Origin of the sequence: Gardnerella sp. DNF01144 (assembly GCF_049244245.1) — a bacterium.
Taxonomy (GTDB): Bacteria; Actinomycetota; Actinomycetes; order Actinomycetales; family Bifidobacteriaceae; genus Bifidobacterium; species Bifidobacterium piotii.
In genome coordinates, this window is sequence record NZ_CP058390.1 from 1,396,456 (window position 1) to 1,413,753 (window position 17,298).

The window sequence follows — 17,298 nt, forward strand, 5'->3', positions numbered from 1 at the left end:
ATAAGTTGTTTAGTAAATGCCAGTGGCTCAAAGAAAAAGGAGCTTAAATGGCTGAGAATGAATGGCTAGCCAAAGATTTTTACAAGGTTCTCGGCGTCTCTAAAGATGCTGACGAAGACACAATCACAAAAGCGTACAGAAAACTCGCTAGAAAATATCACCCAGACTTAAACAAAACTAAAGAAGCAGAAGAAAAATTCAAAGACGTATCCGAAGCGTACGACGTTTTGAAAGATAAGCAGATGCGCGCTCGCTACGATGCGATTCGCCAATTCGGCGCAGGCGGAGCAAGATTCGCTGGCGGCGCGGGCGCAGGTGGATTCGACGCAAGCGGATTCAGCGACATTTTCTCATCAATGTTTGGCGGATCGCCAATGGGCGGCGGCTCACGAGTGCGATTCTCCACAAGCGGCGCGGGTCCAGATATGGGAAACATATTCTCCATGTTTACTGGCGGTGCGGGCGCATCGCAAGCAGGATTTGGCGGAGCAGATTACGAGCAGTACGCCCAATCTGGTCAAGCTGCTACGCAAAACACGCCTGAACGTGGTGAAGACATTACAACGTCTATAAAACTAACGTTTAAGCAGGCGTTTAAAGGCGCTACAGTTTCGCTTCGATCGGGCGGAGAATCGTTCAAAACTCACATTCCTGCAGGCGTAAAAAACGGGCAAAAAATACGCCTAAAGTCAAAAGGCAAGCCAGGAAAGTTTGGCGGCGCTTCTGGAGACATGTATTTGCAAGTGCAAGTGGAAAAGTCGGAGCAATTCTCGATTGAAGGATGCGATTTGGTGGCCACTTTGCCGCTCACTTTAAGTGAAGCTGTGCACGGAGCAAAAGTCACGCTTAAAAACGTAGATGGCGAGCCGATTGTGTTTAAGGTGCCATCTGGAACTTCGGGCGGCAGCAGAATACGCGTAGAAGGCGAAGGCGTGCCAGGCAAAAATGGCGCGTTTGTTGGAATTGCGCAAATACACGTTCCAAAAAAGCCTGGAATGGCGGTAAAACATGCTGCAAAAGAGTTTGAAAAGGCGTGTGGCGCAGATTACGAGCAAGAAGTTAAGGATTTGCGCGAATAGATGCAGATGATATTCAGATGCGCTTAGCGTTTACGTTTAAGAGTCGCAGATTTGCTTAGCGTTTGCGTGTAGAAAGGAAAGTCATGGCTAGGTTGGATCGCCAAATTAGGGCGCTGTATGAGATGTGTGCAGTGGCGCTAGTGCGCGGAAATGCAACGCTTGACGGCGCGGACGAAGTGGGCTTTAAAATCGACATGCCGATTTTTACCGTGAGTCACGTAGCCAACCTAACCGACACGCATCCGCAAACGCTTAGGCAGTACGATAGATTGCGTTTGATTATGCCGCAGCGCACAGAAGGCGGAGCCAGAAGATACTCGCTTAGAGACATAGATAGGCTTGTGCAAACGCAAAAGCTGAGCCAAGAAAACGGCGTGAATCTTGCTGGGATTATGCGGATTTTGGAGCTTCAAGAAGAAAATCGCCAGCTTAAAAGGCAAGTGAGGCGCTTAGTTGACGAGGCGGCGAGTGCGGAGCGAAACATTTTTGCAGCGAGTGCAGACGGGAACATTGTAGAGGTTCAGCGCTCGCAGCGCGCAAAGGATTGGCGCCGAGATATTCGCGTGCCTCAGCGCGAGTTGACGTCGTCTTATGCAAGAGACAATAATGGCGATTCGCAATATAATGATTATGCGAGCAATGATTTAGAAGACGATAGGTCGATTGTTTTGTGGCGCGCGTTTGGTCTATAGCGATTACGCTAACAAGTGCCTATATAAACATTAGTTTAGATTTTTCTAAATACTAGTCAAATGCTTAAATATAAATGTAAATGTAAATATTATAAATATTGCGTATGTAAAGCTAAAAGCTACAAAATAAAGGGTATTAATGGCATTAAACACAACAGCAGCGCAAAACGCCACAAATCGCAAGTTGGCAGCAGTTTTTTGGGATATGGACGGCACGCTAATCGACTCAGAGCCGTATTGGCACGAGTCCGAAATCCAAATCGCAAAGAAACACGGCGGCGAGTGGAGCGAAGAGCTTGCATGGCAATACTCGGGCGGCTCTCTAAAAGACGTTGCCGAAGCTATGATTGCGCGCGGAACAAAGATGGGCGTTGAAGAGATTGGCAACGCAATGGTGGACTATGTTGCCGAGCGCGAAAGCGCGGAAGTTCCATGGGTGCCAGACGTTTTGGATCTTTTGCAAAAGCTTGCCGACGCAAAAATCCCTTCGATTTTAGTGAGCAATTCGCCAAGGCGACTTGTTGAAAACATTGTGAACCATGCGCCTAAAGGTGCGTTTGCTGGTTTTGTTTGCGGAGACGATGGGTATGCTACAAAGCCAAGCCCCGAGCCGTATTTGGCTGCAGGTAGGCTGCTTGGCATTAGCGCGCAAAACATGAAGTATTGCATTGCGATTGAGGATTCGTTTGCAGGGCTAAAGTCGGCAGCGGCTTCGGGGGCGACCACTCTTGCGCAAAGAGCGTATTCTAACTTAGACGTTAGCGGCGGGCCGCAGTTTGCAGACTTAGACGGCTACAAAGACCTTACGCCGCAAGCGCTTGAGCGCTACATTATTGATCGCATTGCGCGGTAACTAATACGGATTTTCCCGATTTTGTACCATATTTGGCCTAAATTACGTACAAAAAGCGGAAAAACTTCCGCACTTTGTACCATATTTGACCCAATTTACGTACATTCTCGGGAAAATACAGCTTAATCGCCGCCGCCACTTTGCGTTTGGTTAGATCCGCCGCTTCCAGAAGATGATGCTGCGCCAGACCCATCGCCAGCGCTTCCGCCGCCTACAGTAGTGCCGCCGCCAGCCGAGCCGTTGTTACCATTCGCGCCAGAACCATTCGCGCCATCTTCACTACTCGCGCCATTTTCGCCACTTGCACTATCTGCTTTATCTTTAGCTTTATCTTTAGCTTTATCCTTATCTTTGCTACTCGAACTATCTTCCTTATTTTCGCTATCCGCAACTTCGCTATCGTCGTCCGCAAAGTCGCGCTTGCTTCCGCCAAGCCCCCAAGTGCCGTCAACGCCGCCAATTTTGCCGTTATCTTTAGCCTCTGGGAACTTTTCCGCCGCCGTTCCAGCCAGCGCCGCACGCATGTATCGCGTAAACAAATGCGCAGAATACCCAATTCCACCAGGGTACCCGCGGAAAGTTGGCACAGGCAAAGGATTTCCTTGCGCATCTGGGTGCCAAATAGCAAACACGGTCAAAACACTTGGCGTAAATCCAACAAAACTACACGCCGAAGCATCGTTAGCGGTTCCCGACTTTCCAGCAATCGGCTTTCCAACGCCCCTAACTTCTGGCGAAGTGCCGTATTGCACAACGCCTTGCATGGCCTTAATAGCAAGCGCCATGTCTGCCGCAGCAAACACCTGCTTTCCAACGGTCGGCGCCCTATAAAACTCTTTGCCGTCTGGGTTCTTAACGCTAGAAACAATGTGCAAATCTGGCCTGCGCCCCTGGTTTGCAATCGTGGAATACGCGCGCGCAATCTCGCTAATATGCACAGGGTCGTTTCCAAGAACCGTAAACGGATTCTTTCCGTTAACGCGCTGCGCATTTAGCCCAGCCAGAACAGCCGTATTTGCCACGCCTTTTTGCCCCAGCTTTTCTTGCAAAGCCATAAATGGCGTGTTTACAGAGTTTGCTGTTGCTTTATAAAGGTTGATTATTCCCCAATTTGTGTTTGCAAAGTTGTTTACCGGCTTGTCGATTCCCTTAAACTTTAGCCCAGTATTTCCATTAAACAGCGTGTTTAGGTTTGTTCCAGCCTGAATCGCGCCAATCAGCGCAAATGGCTTCATGGTACTTCCAGGCTCGTAAAGCGCTTGAGTGGCGTTATTTAGCGGCTTAGAAAGGTAGTCGTCGCCCGCGTACACAGATATAATCGACCCATCTTTAGGATTTACGCTCATTGCGCCCGTTTGCACTCCTTGCGGCGTAATTCCGCGCGCGCCAGCTGTCGGGCTTGCAACGTTAAACATTAAATCTTGCTTAGTTTTGTCGATTGTTGTAATAATGCGGTATCCGCCTGTGTCTAGGTCTTCTTTTGTAAACGCGCCGCCGCTTGTAAGCTCGCTGCGAACCATTTGCAAAAGGTATCCTTGCGGCCCCGCGTACATGTTTTGCTTGGTTTGATTAATGGTTTGCGGCATTTTTGCGTTTTTGTATTCTTCGCTTGTAATGTACTTGTCTTTAAGCATGATTCTTAGCACGCGCTTGAATCGAATATTCGCCTCTTTAGGCATGATTGCAGGGTCCCAGCTGCTTGGCGCAGGGATTATTCCAGCCAGCATTGCCGCTTGAGATAGCGTAAGATCCTTCGCTTCCACGCCAAAGTACGCTTTTGCTGCCGCCTGGATTCCGTACGCTCCGCGGCCCAGATAAATCGTGTTCATGTAATTGCATAGAACGGTGTTTTTGTCTTGTGTTTGCGCGATTTTTAGCGCAAGAATGGCCTCGTGCAGCTTTCCTAAATACGTTTTTGTTTCACCAAGATAGTAGCGTTCCGCGTATTGTTGCGTAATCGTAGAGCCGCCCCATCTGCCTTTAGACGTTACGTTGTGGATTATTGCGCGCCCAATTCCCTTAAGATCGATTCCGCCGTCTTTGTAGAATGACCTGTTTTCGCTTGCGATTATTGCGTTTCCAACATACGGTTTTAGAACAGAGCAGTTTATGATTTCGCGATTTTGCTCTGCAAAGCTGCCGATTTCCGTTTTTCCGTCCGCGTAGTAAACCTTTGTTTTATCCGCCATTGCGATTTTGTCTGGCTGCGGAATGTCTGTTGTTACGTACATCCACGCAACCGTTAGAATTCCAAGGATTATTGGCGTAAAAACTACGATTAGTGCCCAAAATAGAATCGGGTGTTTTGTTCTAAAGTTTTTTTGGATTCTTCTGTGGCTTCTGCGATTGTATGGTTGATTGTATGGTCGCCTTGCGCTTGCGCTGTTTCTTCCGCCGTTTTTTGCGCTTGTTCTGTTGCCTGCGCCGTTGCCAGCAGCATCGCCAGCGCCCGCGCTTCTTACGGTGCGCCTTGTGCTAGAAGAGTGCGAATTTCGTCTATAACTATTTGCAACCATATAATCCAAGTTAGCGCTTGGCGAGGAACTTTAATCATACATAACGCGGAACTTTAATCATATTTTAATCATACATAACGCAGAATTTTAATCATACTTAATATCGTATGTAATATTTGTAAAAGCTAGTATTATAAAAGTGTATTAGTGCGGCGTTTTTGTGCCGATGATTTTTGTTAAGGAGTTTATATGAGTATCCGCGTTGCCATTGCCGGTGTTGGCAATTGTGCTTCGTCGTTAGTTCAGGGCGTTGAATACTACAAGAATGCCAATGATGGCGATAAAATTCCAGGATTAATGCATGCTGTTTTTGGGCAATATCGCGTGCGAGACATTGAGTTTGTAGCTGCTTTCGATGTTGACGCTTTAAAAGTTGGTCATGACTTAAGCGAGGCGATTTATGCTTCTCAAAACAACACGATTCGCTTTGCAGACGTGCCTAATCTTGGTGTTACAGTGCAGCGCGGCCCTACTTACGATGGCTTGGGTGACTACTACAAGCAAATGATTGAGGAGTCTAAGGAAGAGTCTGTAAATGTTGCAGCGGTTTTGCGCGATTTGCACGTAGACGTGCTTGTTTCTTACTTGCCAGTTGGCTCCGAGCAGGCAGATAAGGCGTATGCTACGGCGGCTATGGAAGCTGGATGCGCGTTTGTAAATTGCCTTCCTGTTTTTATTGCTTCCGACCCAGTTTGGGCGCAAAAATTCCGCGATGCAGGCGTTCCGATTATTGGCGACGATATTAAAAGCCAGGTTGGAGCTACGATTACGCACCGAGTTATGGCGCGACTTTTTGAAGATAGAGGAGTGCGTTTGGACCGCACTTACCAGCTTAATGTTGGCGGAAACATGGATTTTATGAACATGTTGCAGCGCTCTAGGCTTGAGTCGAAGAAGATTTCTAAGACGCGCGCGGTTACTTCGATTGTTCCGCACGATATGGATGACCACAACGTGCACATTGGCCCTTCGGATTATGTTGCTTGGCTTGACGACCGCAAGTTTGCGTTTGTGCGCTTGGAGGGCACCACTTTTGGCGATGTTCCGCTTAGCTTGGAGTACAAGCTTGAGGTGTGGGATTCGCCTAATTCTGCAGGCATTGTTATAGACGCTGTGCGCGCGGCGAAGATTGCGCTGGATCGCAAGCTTTCGGGCCCTATTTTGGCTCCTAGCTCTTACTTTATGAAGTCGCCAGCTGTTCAGCACGAAGATGGCGAGGCGCGCGAGCTTGTTGAGCGCTATATTAATGGAGATGTTGAGGCAGACGAATCGCAGCTTAATGCAGATGTTGAGGATGCAAAGAAGAGCGGTAAAAGCGTGTGGCGCGCTTAGCGGCGTGTCTAATGGCGCGGTTACTTGCGATTTGATTTCGGCATTCGCTTGGCTTTTCGTCGGTTGCTTGCGACTTGCGCTCGGCACGCGCTTGGCTTGCGCTCGACTTTTATACAGAATCGTGTAATATAGGTAGAGCCTCCGCGTGGCACTACGTCACCCAATCCCCCCAGGGCAGGAATGCAGCAAGGGTAAGTGGCCTCTGGTGGGTGCGCGGGGGTTTTCTGTATTCTGCGCGACGACATACCTTTTCGCTTAGAGCGCGCTACTTCCTACTTAACGTTGCGCGAGGTTTGAGTATTTCTCTCCTCGCAAGTGACGCGCTCCTTTACGGGGGTCTTATGAACGTTGATATTACAAGGCCTCAGTATGGCGCTATTTATTGCTCGTAGAGAAATACATCAAACCTTCTGGATACCTAGAATTTTTGCGTATATTTCATCGCCGAGATTCTCGATTTTTCTTGCTCTCTCGGCGAGTCACCACCTTCGGCGCTGAGGCTCACCTCATTCGCTGCGAAAAATCTCGAATCTCTACCTTATTTGATGCAACCCATGCACCTTGTAGTGCGTTTGTATTAAAAAACGCTGAAATTCAGTACAAACGCACTACAGTTTTTGTTTTGCGACACGCGCGAAAAGCTTTCCTTAAAAAAACCTGGGAAAATTCTTCAAAAACCTTGAAATGCGTATTTTTACGGTTTAAGTGTTGTTTATCCACAAATTTTACGGCAATGTGGCCTTTATTGTGGATTAGTTTGTGTATAACATCATTTTTTTCGGTTTAGCACGTGTGGCTGGGGCTTGACTTTTTCAAACGGGGGGGGGGTATGTTAATAGCAACATCACACGGTGGATAACCGTTGGTGGAATGCGTAAACGCGCGTTTTATATTTTCCTCGCCGCATTGCGACTTGTTCGCTTTGCGAGTGGGGGAGAAGAAGAAAGGAAATAAAATGATGAATAAGAAGGCTATCGCCGCTTTCGCTGCTGGCGCAACTTTGCTTGCTGGCTTCGCAATGGCAACCCCAGTGTTCGCTGCTGATGCTCAGGCTCCTAAGAAGGAAGCTGAAAAGGAACTTACTGGTCTTGAGAAGGCTCAGGCTGCTGTTAAGACCGCTGAAGCTGGTCTTGAGAAGGCTAATACTGCTAAGGCTGAGGCTGATAAGAAGGCTGCGGATGCTTCCAATGATTGGAGTGCAGCTAAGACTGCTGGTGCTCCAAAGGGCGCTAAGGAAGATCAAACAACCCATGTATATGCTAAGGATGATTCTGTTGCTTTGACAACAGAAGAGGGAAACACTCTTCAGAAGTTCTTGGATAAGCAGACTGCCGTTACGACTACAGCCGCTGATGCTGCTAAGGCTGCTGAGAATGTTAAGACCGCTCAGGCTGCCTTGACTGCTGCTCAGACTGCTCTTACCAACTACAAGGATCCAGTCAAGCCAGCTGACCCATCTGAGTCCACTCTTAAGGCTGCTTTGGTAAAGACCAGCGCTGATTTCGACGAAGCTAACGGCAAGCTCGAGAAGGCCTACACCAAGTTCGATGCTGCATACTCTGATGTAAAGGCTGCTCAAGCCAAGCTTGATAGCGCAAATGCTGCTCTTGCAAGCTTCAAGACTGCTCATGACGAGTATACCAAAGCAGATAAGGTTGAGTTGGCTCGACTTGGTAAGGCTGTTAAGGACGCTACTGAAGAAGTAAACGACGCTACTAAGGCTTACAACAAGGCTAAGGACGAGCTTGGAAAGGCATTTACCGCTGCTCACAATGCTTGGTCTGCTTACAAGACTGCATTCAAGGCTGCTAAGGATAAGAATGCTGCTTTGGTTGCTGGCTATGCTTTGCCAGATGACTTAGAGCCACTTGCTGCTAACTACCAGCCAGGCGTTGCCCACGTTACACCAGGCGCTGCTGGCCACACTGCCCCAGGTGCTGTAAAGCCAGGTGCTCAGCCAGGTAAGGCTGGCGCTGCTAATGGTGCTGCCGCTGCTGGTTCTAAGGCTGAGGTTGAGAACAAGAAGGACAGGGACAAGCGCGGTAACACCCACACTGGTACTGGTGTTGGCGTAACTTTGACCGCTTTGGCTGCCACTATGCTTGCTGGCATGGGTGCTGCTGTTCGCAAGGCTCGTCACTAAGCTAAAAGTGTAAAAACTAAATTTGTCTAGCTGCGTAGTTTAAGCATTGCGATTGATGCGCTTAGTAGTAATTATTAATTGCATTGTTAATCGCGTTGCTAATTGCGCAGCTAGATAAATACCCTCGGCTCGAAATTTAAGAGCGTTTATACTTGCGCTCAACGGTTGGTAAGGGGTTTTGTAGGGAAGCGCCTTGCTGATATGCCAATTGCGTGCTTACTAATTGCTTAAACTCTGATTTGCTATTAATTTTCTTTCTTCTTGGAGTTTTAGCGTTAGATAGTGTGTTTTAGGTGTTGAGCGTGTTGCTTTCGGTTTTGTTTGCTACTAGGGGCATTCAAAGCCGAAAGCTTTTTTGTTATTTGTCTCTGTAGTAAAGGCCTATAGTAAAAGCCTATAGTAAACCCCTATAGTAAAAGAGAGAATCCATGAAAAAGCAAACTCCAAAATCTGCCGAAAAAATGGCTTTCAATTCATTTTCTAACAACTCTTTCAGTTCATTTTCTAAAAAATTCACCGCTGCAACCGTAGCCGCAATTTTGGCTGGTTCAGCGGTTTCTATGTTTGGAGCTACTGCAAACACCGCTTTTGCTAGCGATGTAACAGTATCTAGCTACGCGCACCCAGCAACCAGTTACGATAGCACCAGCGCAAAAAGCACTGCTAGTGGGCTTTTTGCAAGCGTAATGGATAATGAATCCTTTACGCGTGCTCAGCGCGATGATGCAGCTAAAGCTCTTGCAATATTGCATGGTTTTACAGAAAAGCCAAACTGGTACGATTCAAAAGTAAAGCTTAATAGTGGCGAAGACTCTCCAGATAACATTACTCGCTTGAATAATTCAATATCGTATATGCGCGCGATTAACGAGTATCGCAAGAGTCGTGGTCTTAATCCTCTTGGCGTAAGTCTTTATACGACGGCAGTAGCAATAAATGACGCGTTCTATTCTGCCAATATTTTTGACCACGCAATGCACTATAAGACGTTTGAAAATTTGGCTTGGGGTCCATACGATAGCGGAACCTACGACGGCGGCAGCACCACGGATACCATGACTGGCGCAATGAAAATGTGGATTACTGACGAAAAAGCCAAGTATGATGACTTTATAGCTAAGGGTATGTCTGTTGGCGGAATAAATTCTGGCTATTATAGAGAGTTTGGCCACTACCTAAACTTCATTAATCCAACGCTTACGGCAATGGGTCTTACTAGCGGAAACATTAGCAACGAGTACGGCACTGTTATATCTTGGGAAGCTGTTCCAGCTAGCTACTTGGAAGGAAATAAGGCGCCATTTACGCTGGACGAGTACCAAAAGCTTATTAATGCATACATTAATGGGCAGCCTTATGATGTGACGCCAAGCGAGGAGACGCCAAGTGACGTGACGCCAAGTGATGTTACGCCTGCGCCTGCGCCTGTTCCTTCGGAGGAGACGCCTTCGGATGTGACTCCTGACGTGACTCCTGACGTGACACCTGATGTGACGCCTTCTGACTTCGATTTCACTCCAAGTTTTGACGTGACTCCGTCTGAGGATACTTATACTCCTTCGGACTTTGACTTTACGCCAAGCTTCGATGTAGCTCCTAGCGAGGATGTGACTCCTGGCTTCGATTTCTCGCCAAGCTTTGACGTGACTCCGTCTGAGGATACTTATACTCCTTCTGATTTTGACTTCACTCCAAGTTTTGATGTAACGCCAAGTGAGGATACTCCTTCAGACTTCGATTTCACGCCAAGCTTTGACGTAACTCCTAGCGAGGATGTGACCCCTTCGGACTTTGACTTCACTCCTTCGTTTGACGTAACTCCGTCTGAGGATGCTTATACTCCTTCTGATTTCGATTTCTCGCCAAGCTTTGATGTGACGCCAAGTGAGGATACTCCTTCTGACTTTGACTTCACGCCAAGTTTTGATGTGACGCCGTCTGAGGATACTCCTTCTGATTTCGACTTCTCTCCTTCGTTTGATGTGACGCCAAGTGAGGATACTTATACTCCGTCTGATTTTGACTTCTCTCCTTCGTTTGATGTGACGCCGTCTGAGGATACTCCTTCTGACTTTGACTTCACGCCAAGCTTTGACGTAACGCCAAGTGAGGATACTTATACTCCTTCTGATTTTGATTTCACGCCAAGTTTTGATGAAGCGCCAGCTAGTGATTCTGATTCAAACGCTGATTCAAATGTAATGCCAAGTGACTTTACGTTTGATTACAACTTCGACGCTGTAGACGCTCGGCGCTTTGACTGAGCTTGAAATTGCATAACGCATTTCAAGCTCCTTCAAAGCGCTGAGCCGCTCAAACGTAAAGTCCAGTGGACTTTACGCGCGGCGAAGACGTGAGCGCGGCTAATCCGCGCGAGCGACATGATCATCTATTCCGCTTTTTGTTGTTAGACACGCCGTTTAGAGCTAAAAAGCGTTATCGTATCAAAAATCGTAGATAAGAAAAGAAAGAATATTATGAAAAATAAAACTTTAGTCGCAAAAAAGATTGCGTTAGTGGTAGCAGGCCTTTCGATGGCGGCTCCTTGCTTTATTGCGGGCGCGCCTGCGTTTGCTGACTCGTACGCAAGTGTTCAAAGAAGCACGAATGTTAACCTTGCAAAGCTTTATGGCACAACGGATGGCGTTGGCCTTATCTATAAGAATGGCAATGTGGATAAGGATCCAATGGGAGAGGAAGTGTTTGCATTCCAGCTGTACTACGACATGTTGATGGCATCTAACAATACGCGAATGGCAAGCAAAACTGGCAAGCTTGATGCTGCTAGCGAAAAGCTTCTTAATTCAATAAAAGAGGAAATTAGAAAGTGTGACTATCGTTATAGGCTTATTGGTAATTTTTCGAATTATGATTGGTATTTGCTTGAAAAGAACTGGAAGCATATTGATGCAGCTAAAAGCCCAGAAGAGTTGAAGAAAGCATACAAAAATCTTACAAAAGATATGCGTTCTTTTATTAGAACTACTATGCAGCCATATATTGGAATTGCATATTCGAATCGTGTTCTTACGGATGGCATGCAAAATCCAAAGTCAAACAGTTTTGTAGACCCAACTCCTACAAAATCTAAGTTTGGCAATTATGATCTTTCGTACTTAAATGGCTTTGAGTCACGTTTTGATAATGTTGATGACTTTATTGTTCCAGCACCTGCGTCGTTGAGTGATGTTAATCCAGACTTAAAAGGCAACTTAGTCTTAGATAAAATCGTTGGTGCAGAAGCTGGAATGCCTAGCTTAGTTACGTTTAAAACAAGAAGAATAGTATTGTCGCATCCTATTCTTGCTTGCGCATACCTCTATAAGGGCAGTGTAGACGATTCTGAGGATGCATACGGCGAAAAACCAGTATTGTTGACTGACGGGGATTTTTCGAATAGCAGGAATATGCTTATAGGTAATAATCCAAGTTATTCTGATGATTCGACTGTTAGTGTTTCAATTCCAGAAGGCTGCCACGGCTTATATACGCTTTTGCTTGTAGGCGAGGACGGAAGGCAGCTTGGATGGACCACAATAAATGTTGATAAAGAGGGCGAGAGCGTTGGTGATATTTCGCGTGGCGCTGCGATTGCTGCGCCTGACGCTTCGGACGTGACGCCTTCGGAGGAGCCAGGTGTTGAGCATGACGTTACGCCTTCATTCGACGTTACGCCAAGTTTTGATGTGACGCCTTCTGAGGATACTTATACTCCTTCTGACTTTGACTTCTCTCCAAGTTTTGACGTGACTCCTTCGGAGGATGCTTATACTCCGTCTGATTTCGACTTCACGCCAAGTTTCGACGTAACTCCGTCTGAGGATACTTATACTCCTTCTGATTTTGACTTCACTCCAAGCTTTGATGTGACACCTTCGGATGAGACTGGTACTTCGTCTGACTTTGATTTCTCTCCAAGTTTTGATGTGACGCCTTCTGAGGATACTTATACTCCTTCTGACTTTGACTTCTCTCCAAGTTTTGACGTGACTCCTTCGGAGGATGCTTATACTCCGTCTGATTTCGATTTCACTCCAAGTTTTGACGTGACGCCAAGTGAGGAGACTCCGTCTGATTTTGATTTCACTCCAAGTTTTGACGTGACGCCAAGTGAGGATACTTATACTCCGTCTGACTTTGACTTCACGCCAAACTTTGATGAAGCGCCTTCTAGTGATTCTGATTCAAACGTAACGCCAAGTGACTTTACGTTTGATTACAACTTCGACGCTGTAGACGCTCGGCGCTTTGACTGAGCTTGAAATTGCATAACGCATTTCAAGCTCCTTCAAAGCGCTGAGCCGCTTAAGCGTAAAGTCCAGTGGACTTTACGCGCGGCGAAGACGTGAGCGCGGCTAATCCGCGCGAGCAACATGACCTGCCTGTGCGCTTAGAGCGTGCTATTCCTCACGGCTATTAATAGTCGTGAGGAATAGCACTATGTAGCATATGGAGTGTTGTTTGATAAAATGCTTGGTATGAGTCTATTAGAAGGCAGCCAGATTAGCGATATTAGCGAAAATATCCAAAATAGCCAAAACTCTCAAAGCAGCGCAGCTAACCAAGATATTTCTAAGCTCGATCCATTGATGAATCGTCCTAGAATATCAACAATCGTGTTATGCGCTATATTCGCATTGATTTTTGCTGCATCTGCTAGTGCTGTATGGCTTCTAGCTGTTAGAACACCAATCGGCCAATCGTACGAAGAAATGGTAATCAGCACTTTTGGATATAGTGCCATTCCGCCAACATTCGCCGCAATTTTAGCGCCGCTTAGAAGTTCTATAATCGTTATAGTTTTATCTGCACTAATTTGTGTTGTGGCATTAATAATATCAATCATAAGAAAACGATGGTTGCTGATTGCACAATGCTGCGCAATATTCGTGCTATCGCTTGCTGCAGAGCCATTAAAACGCGTTCTTCCTAGACAAATGCTTGTAAACATTGCTACTCTTGCAAAAAATTCCGCACCTTCTGGCCACACTCTTTTAATGGCGGCTGCTTGCGCAATACTTGTTTGCGCGGCGTCTCGCGCGTTTAGAGCATGGGCTGCAGCTGGAGCAGCGTTAATAACGTTTTTGCTGGCTGTGGCACTTATGGGAGGCCACTGGCATAGGCCTGCAGACGTTGTAATGTCGGTACTAATAGTGGGCGCAATCTCTTGTGCTGTAATGGCTTTTACGCGCGGTTCTGCAATGGATTTGCCTGGTCGCAGAAAGTCGTCTATAAGCGTGCAAATTGTTGGAAGCGCAATGATTACAATGGGCGTTATTTGCATAGCGTATTTTGCATACATGTTTTATCAAATCATGCCAGGCATTGAGCTGGGCGCAAAATGGGCGATTGGCATTTCGCACGTTTTAACATATTGGGCTGTTGCAGGTGCGTGTAGCCTAACCTTCGGCGTTTTAATGGTTATTAAGCAATGCGCGGCCGCTCCTTTAAGCAGACTCGGATTAGTGGGAGCGCCTCCTATTCCTCCTGCTGCACCATCAAAAAGCGATGAGCAAAGTCAGTCTAATGAAAGCGATTTGTTAAAAATGCTATCGTCTAATTAAATAAAAAAATAAGTAAAATTGAATAAAAAATAATTAAAGTGGTATATATAGGAGTATATGCTGATATTTCGCAAAGTTTGATTTTGTTGATTTTGCAGAATTTGCAACGCGTATTGCGTTAGAGTTGGCGTGGATTTTAGTAATAAAAGCGCGGAATTGCATATAGAATGCATCTGAATGAAAGGAGAGAGTATGACAGAGCAGAACAAGCTTGTCATTGTGGAGTCTCCCACTAAAGCGCGTAAAATAGGCGGATATCTTGGAAGCGGATACACGGTTATGGCGTCTGTAGGCCATATTCGCGATTTAGCACAGCCAAGCCAGGTGCCAGCCGCTAAAAAGGCGGAATTTGGCAAGTTTGGCGTAGATGTAAACAATGGTTTTGAGCCATACTACGTTGTTGGCGCAGATAAAAAGAAAACAGTTTCGGACTTAAAGGCTGCGCTCGCAAAGTCGGGCGAGTTGTTCCTTGCGACTGATGAGGATCGCGAAGGAGAGGCGATTGCTTGGCATCTTGTGCAAGCGCTTAAGCCAAAAGTGCCAGTAAAGCGCATGGTGTTTCACGAGATTACAAAGCCCGCGATTCAAGCTTCGCTTGCTAACACGCGAGACGTTGACAACCACATGGTTGACGCGCAAGAAACGCGCCGCGTGTTGGATAGATTGTACGGCTACGAGCTTTCGCCAGTTTTGTGGCGTAAAGTTGGGCCAGGGCTTTCGGCTGGTCGAGTGCAATCGGTTGCAACGCGTTTGATTGTTGAGCGCGAGCGCGAGCGAATGGCGTTTAGAAAAGCAAGCTACTGGGATGTTTGCGCGGATTTGAGTGCAAACGGCGTTGATTTTACGGCGCGAATGACGGCTCTAAACGGAGCGCGTTTGGCTGGTTCTAAAGATTTTAATTCGCTTGGAGAGCTTCAAAAAGCCAAGGGCGAATCTGCTTTAGCGCACTATTTAAGCGAGGCAGACGCTTGCGCGATTGCACAAATCCTTGGCGCGGCCGATTTTGTTGTAAACTCAATGGACACTAAGCCGTATCGCCGCCGCCCGTTGCCTCCGTTTACAACGTCTACTCTTCAACAGACTGCTGGAAACCGCTTGTCTATGAGCTCTCGCCAAACTATGCGCGCGGCCCAATCTTTGTACGAAAACGGTTATATAACCTACATGCGTACGGATTCTGTAACGCTTTCTAAAGAGGCGATTTTTGCGGCTCGAGATTGCGTTAAGTCTAGTTTTGGCAGCGAGTATTTAGCGGATTCTCCAAAGCAGTATGCTACGACTTCTGCAGGCGCTCAAGAAGCGCACGAGTGTATTCGTCCTGCTGGATCTACTTTTAGGAATCCTGCGGATTTGGCTGGCGTGCTGCCTGCCGATCAGCTTAAGCTTTACACGCTTATTTGGCAGCGCACGCTTGCATCTCAAATGGCGGATGCCACTGGTTTTACAGCTACAGTTAAGCTAGACGCTTTAGCTGGCAGCTTTGGAACGGCTAATTTCCAAGCTTCTGGAACCGTTATCGAGTTTGCTGGATTTATGAAGGTGTTTGGCGGATTTAGCGAAGACGAGCAGTCTAAGGCTTTGCCGCCTATGGCTAATGGCGATGTTCTTAAAGCTTTGCAAGTTAGTGCGGATGGTCACGAAACTCAGCCGCCAGCGCGCTATACGGAAGCGTCTTTAGTTAAAACGCTTGAAGCTAAGGAGATTGGTAGGCCGTCTACTTACGCTAGCATTATTTCTACGATTATTGACCGCGGATACGTGTATGAGCGTGGGCGCGCGTTGATTCCAAGCTGGCTTGCTTTTGCTGTTATTAAGCTTTTGGAATCTAATTTCCCAACTTACGTTGACTATGCGTTTACGGCAGACATGGAAAATGGCTTGGATCGCATTGCGCATGGCGAGGAAGCTGGTAAGGATTGGCTTTACAAGTTTTACTTTGGAGATGATGCGGCGGCTGCTGGCGATTCTGCGGCTGCTAACGATTCTGCGGTTGCTGGCGACTTTGCAATGCGTGAAGGCTTGCAAAAGCAGGTTGATCAGCTTGGCGAGATTGACGCTCGAGAGATTAACACGATTGATATTGGCGGCGGATTGCACGTGCGCGTAGGCAGATACGGCCCATATTTGGAAGATACTAAGAATCTAGACGAAGAGGGCAATGCGCGCAGAGCTTCGATTCCAAGCACATTGGCTCCAGACGAGTTGAGCGAGCAGGTTGCCCGAGATTTGATTGAAAACAACTCTGACGGCCCGCGCATTTTGGGAACAGATCCGCAAACTGGCGGCAGTGTAGAAGTTAGGAATGGGCGTTTTGGAGCGTATGTTGCGCTTGTTGAGGCTGCGGATGAGGATTCGGGCGAGGATAAGTCGCAAGCAACCGACGATTCCGCTAAAACTGGCGCAAAGTCATCTGCAAAGTCTTCTGCAAAATCCAAGAAGACTGCTAAAGCTAAGCCAAAGATGGCGTCTTTGTTCAAAACAATGGATCCTGCAACAATAACTTTGCAAGACGCTTTGAAACTTTTGAATTTGCCGCGATTAGTTGGCGTTGTAGAAGAAGTTGACGAGCAGGGCGAGGTTAAGCGCGCAAGGATTGAGGCAAATAATGGTCGATACGGCCCGTATTTGACTAAGACTTACGAGCGAACGGATTCTGGCGATTCGGCTGCGGATTCTAAGCCAGATAACCGCTCACTTGCAAGCGAAGACGCGATTTTTAGCGTGACTTTAGACGAAGCTAAGGAGCTTTTTGCGCAACCAAAGTACGGCAAGCGCACGCGTGGAGCTGCAAAACCGCCACTTAGGGAGCTTGGAGAAGACCCAGAAAGTGGCAAGCCAGTTGTAATTAAAGACGGCTTCTACGGAGCTTATATTACGGATGGCGTTACAAATCGCACGCTTCCAAAGCAATACACGCCTGAGTCGATTGAGCCGCAAGTTGCGTTTGAGCTTTTGGCGCAAAAGCGAGCGGCAGGGCCTGTAAAGCGCAAGAGAGCGGCTGCTAAGAAGACGGCAACAAAGAAGACGGCTGCTAAGAAAACGGCAGCTAAAAAGCCTGCTGCAAAAAAGAGCACAGCAAAAAAGTCCACGTCTAAAGCCGAGTAAACCTGGTAGAGGTA

10 protein-coding genes and 1 other RNA gene are annotated in these 17,298 nt (G+C 47.1%); 10 read left to right on the plus strand and 1 reads right to left on the minus strand.

The window, feature by feature from the left end:
* Window positions 1-47 precede the first annotated feature (47 nt).
* From HXT36_RS05735 to HXT36_RS05745, 3 genes are all read left to right on the plus strand, one after another.
* Entirely contained in the window at window positions 48-1,079 is a 1,032-nt protein-coding gene (locus HXT36_RS05735) for a DnaJ C-terminal domain-containing protein (protein ID WP_421778742.1), read from the plus strand.
* An 83-nt stretch (window positions 1,080-1,162) separates the two neighbouring features.
* Window positions 1,163-1,771 carry a heat shock protein transcriptional repressor HspR gene (locus HXT36_RS05740; protein WP_016789920.1) on the plus strand — a complete coding sequence of 203 codons (609 nt, stop codon included), beginning with the start codon at window positions 1,163-1,165 and terminating at the stop codon, window positions 1,769-1,771.
* 139 nt (window positions 1,772-1,910) lie between these two features.
* Entirely contained in the window at window positions 1,911-2,624 is a 714-nt protein-coding gene (locus tag HXT36_RS05745) for an HAD family hydrolase (RefSeq protein ID WP_421778743.1), read from the plus strand.
* A gap of 122 nt (window positions 2,625-2,746) precedes the next feature.
* On the opposite strand, the gene HXT36_RS05750 is transcribed toward HXT36_RS05745, so the two are convergent.
* Window positions 2,747-5,140 carry a transglycosylase domain-containing protein gene (locus HXT36_RS05750; RefSeq protein WP_421778744.1) on the minus strand — a complete coding sequence of 798 codons (2,394 nt, stop codon included), beginning with the start codon at window positions 5,138-5,140 and terminating at the stop codon, window positions 2,747-2,749.
* A gap of 189 nt (window positions 5,141-5,329) precedes the next feature.
* Here HXT36_RS05750 and HXT36_RS05755 point away from each other — a divergent pair, with 189 nt between their 5' ends.
* The 7 genes from HXT36_RS05755 (at window position 5,330) to topA (ending at window position 17,284) form a co-directional block, all read left to right on the plus strand.
* Window positions 5,330-6,472, plus strand: a complete 1,143-nt coding sequence (locus tag HXT36_RS05755; protein WP_421778745.1) for an inositol-3-phosphate synthase — start codon at window positions 5,330-5,332, stop codon at window positions 6,470-6,472.
* Between the two features lie 132 nt (window positions 6,473-6,604).
* Window positions 6,605-6,701, plus strand: an RNA gene (gene ffs / locus HXT36_RS05760) — signal recognition particle sRNA small type.
* A 726-nt stretch (window positions 6,702-7,427) separates the two neighbouring features.
* On the plus strand, window positions 7,428-8,615 hold the full coding sequence (locus HXT36_RS05765) for a hypothetical protein (RefSeq protein ID WP_421778746.1): 1,188 nt from the start codon (window positions 7,428-7,430) through the stop codon (window positions 8,613-8,615).
* A gap of 428 nt (window positions 8,616-9,043) precedes the next feature.
* On the plus strand, window positions 9,044-10,879 hold the full coding sequence (locus HXT36_RS05770) for a CAP domain-containing protein (RefSeq protein WP_421778748.1): 1,836 nt from the start codon (window positions 9,044-9,046) through the stop codon (window positions 10,877-10,879).
* 213 nt (window positions 10,880-11,092) lie between these two features.
* Window positions 11,093-12,871 carry a cellulosome anchor protein gene (locus HXT36_RS05775; RefSeq protein ID WP_421778749.1) on the plus strand — a complete coding sequence of 593 codons (1,779 nt, stop codon included), beginning with the start codon at window positions 11,093-11,095 and terminating at the stop codon, window positions 12,869-12,871.
* A 213-nt stretch (window positions 12,872-13,084) separates the two neighbouring features.
* On the plus strand, window positions 13,085-14,179 hold the full coding sequence (locus HXT36_RS05780) for a phosphatase PAP2 family protein (protein ID WP_421778750.1): 1,095 nt from the start codon (window positions 13,085-13,087) through the stop codon (window positions 14,177-14,179).
* A 192-nt stretch (window positions 14,180-14,371) separates the two neighbouring features.
* Window positions 14,372-17,284 carry a type I DNA topoisomerase gene (gene topA, locus HXT36_RS05785; RefSeq protein WP_421778751.1) on the plus strand — a complete coding sequence of 971 codons (2,913 nt, stop codon included), beginning with the start codon at window positions 14,372-14,374 and terminating at the stop codon, window positions 17,282-17,284.
* Window positions 17,285-17,298: the final 14 nt, after the last annotated feature.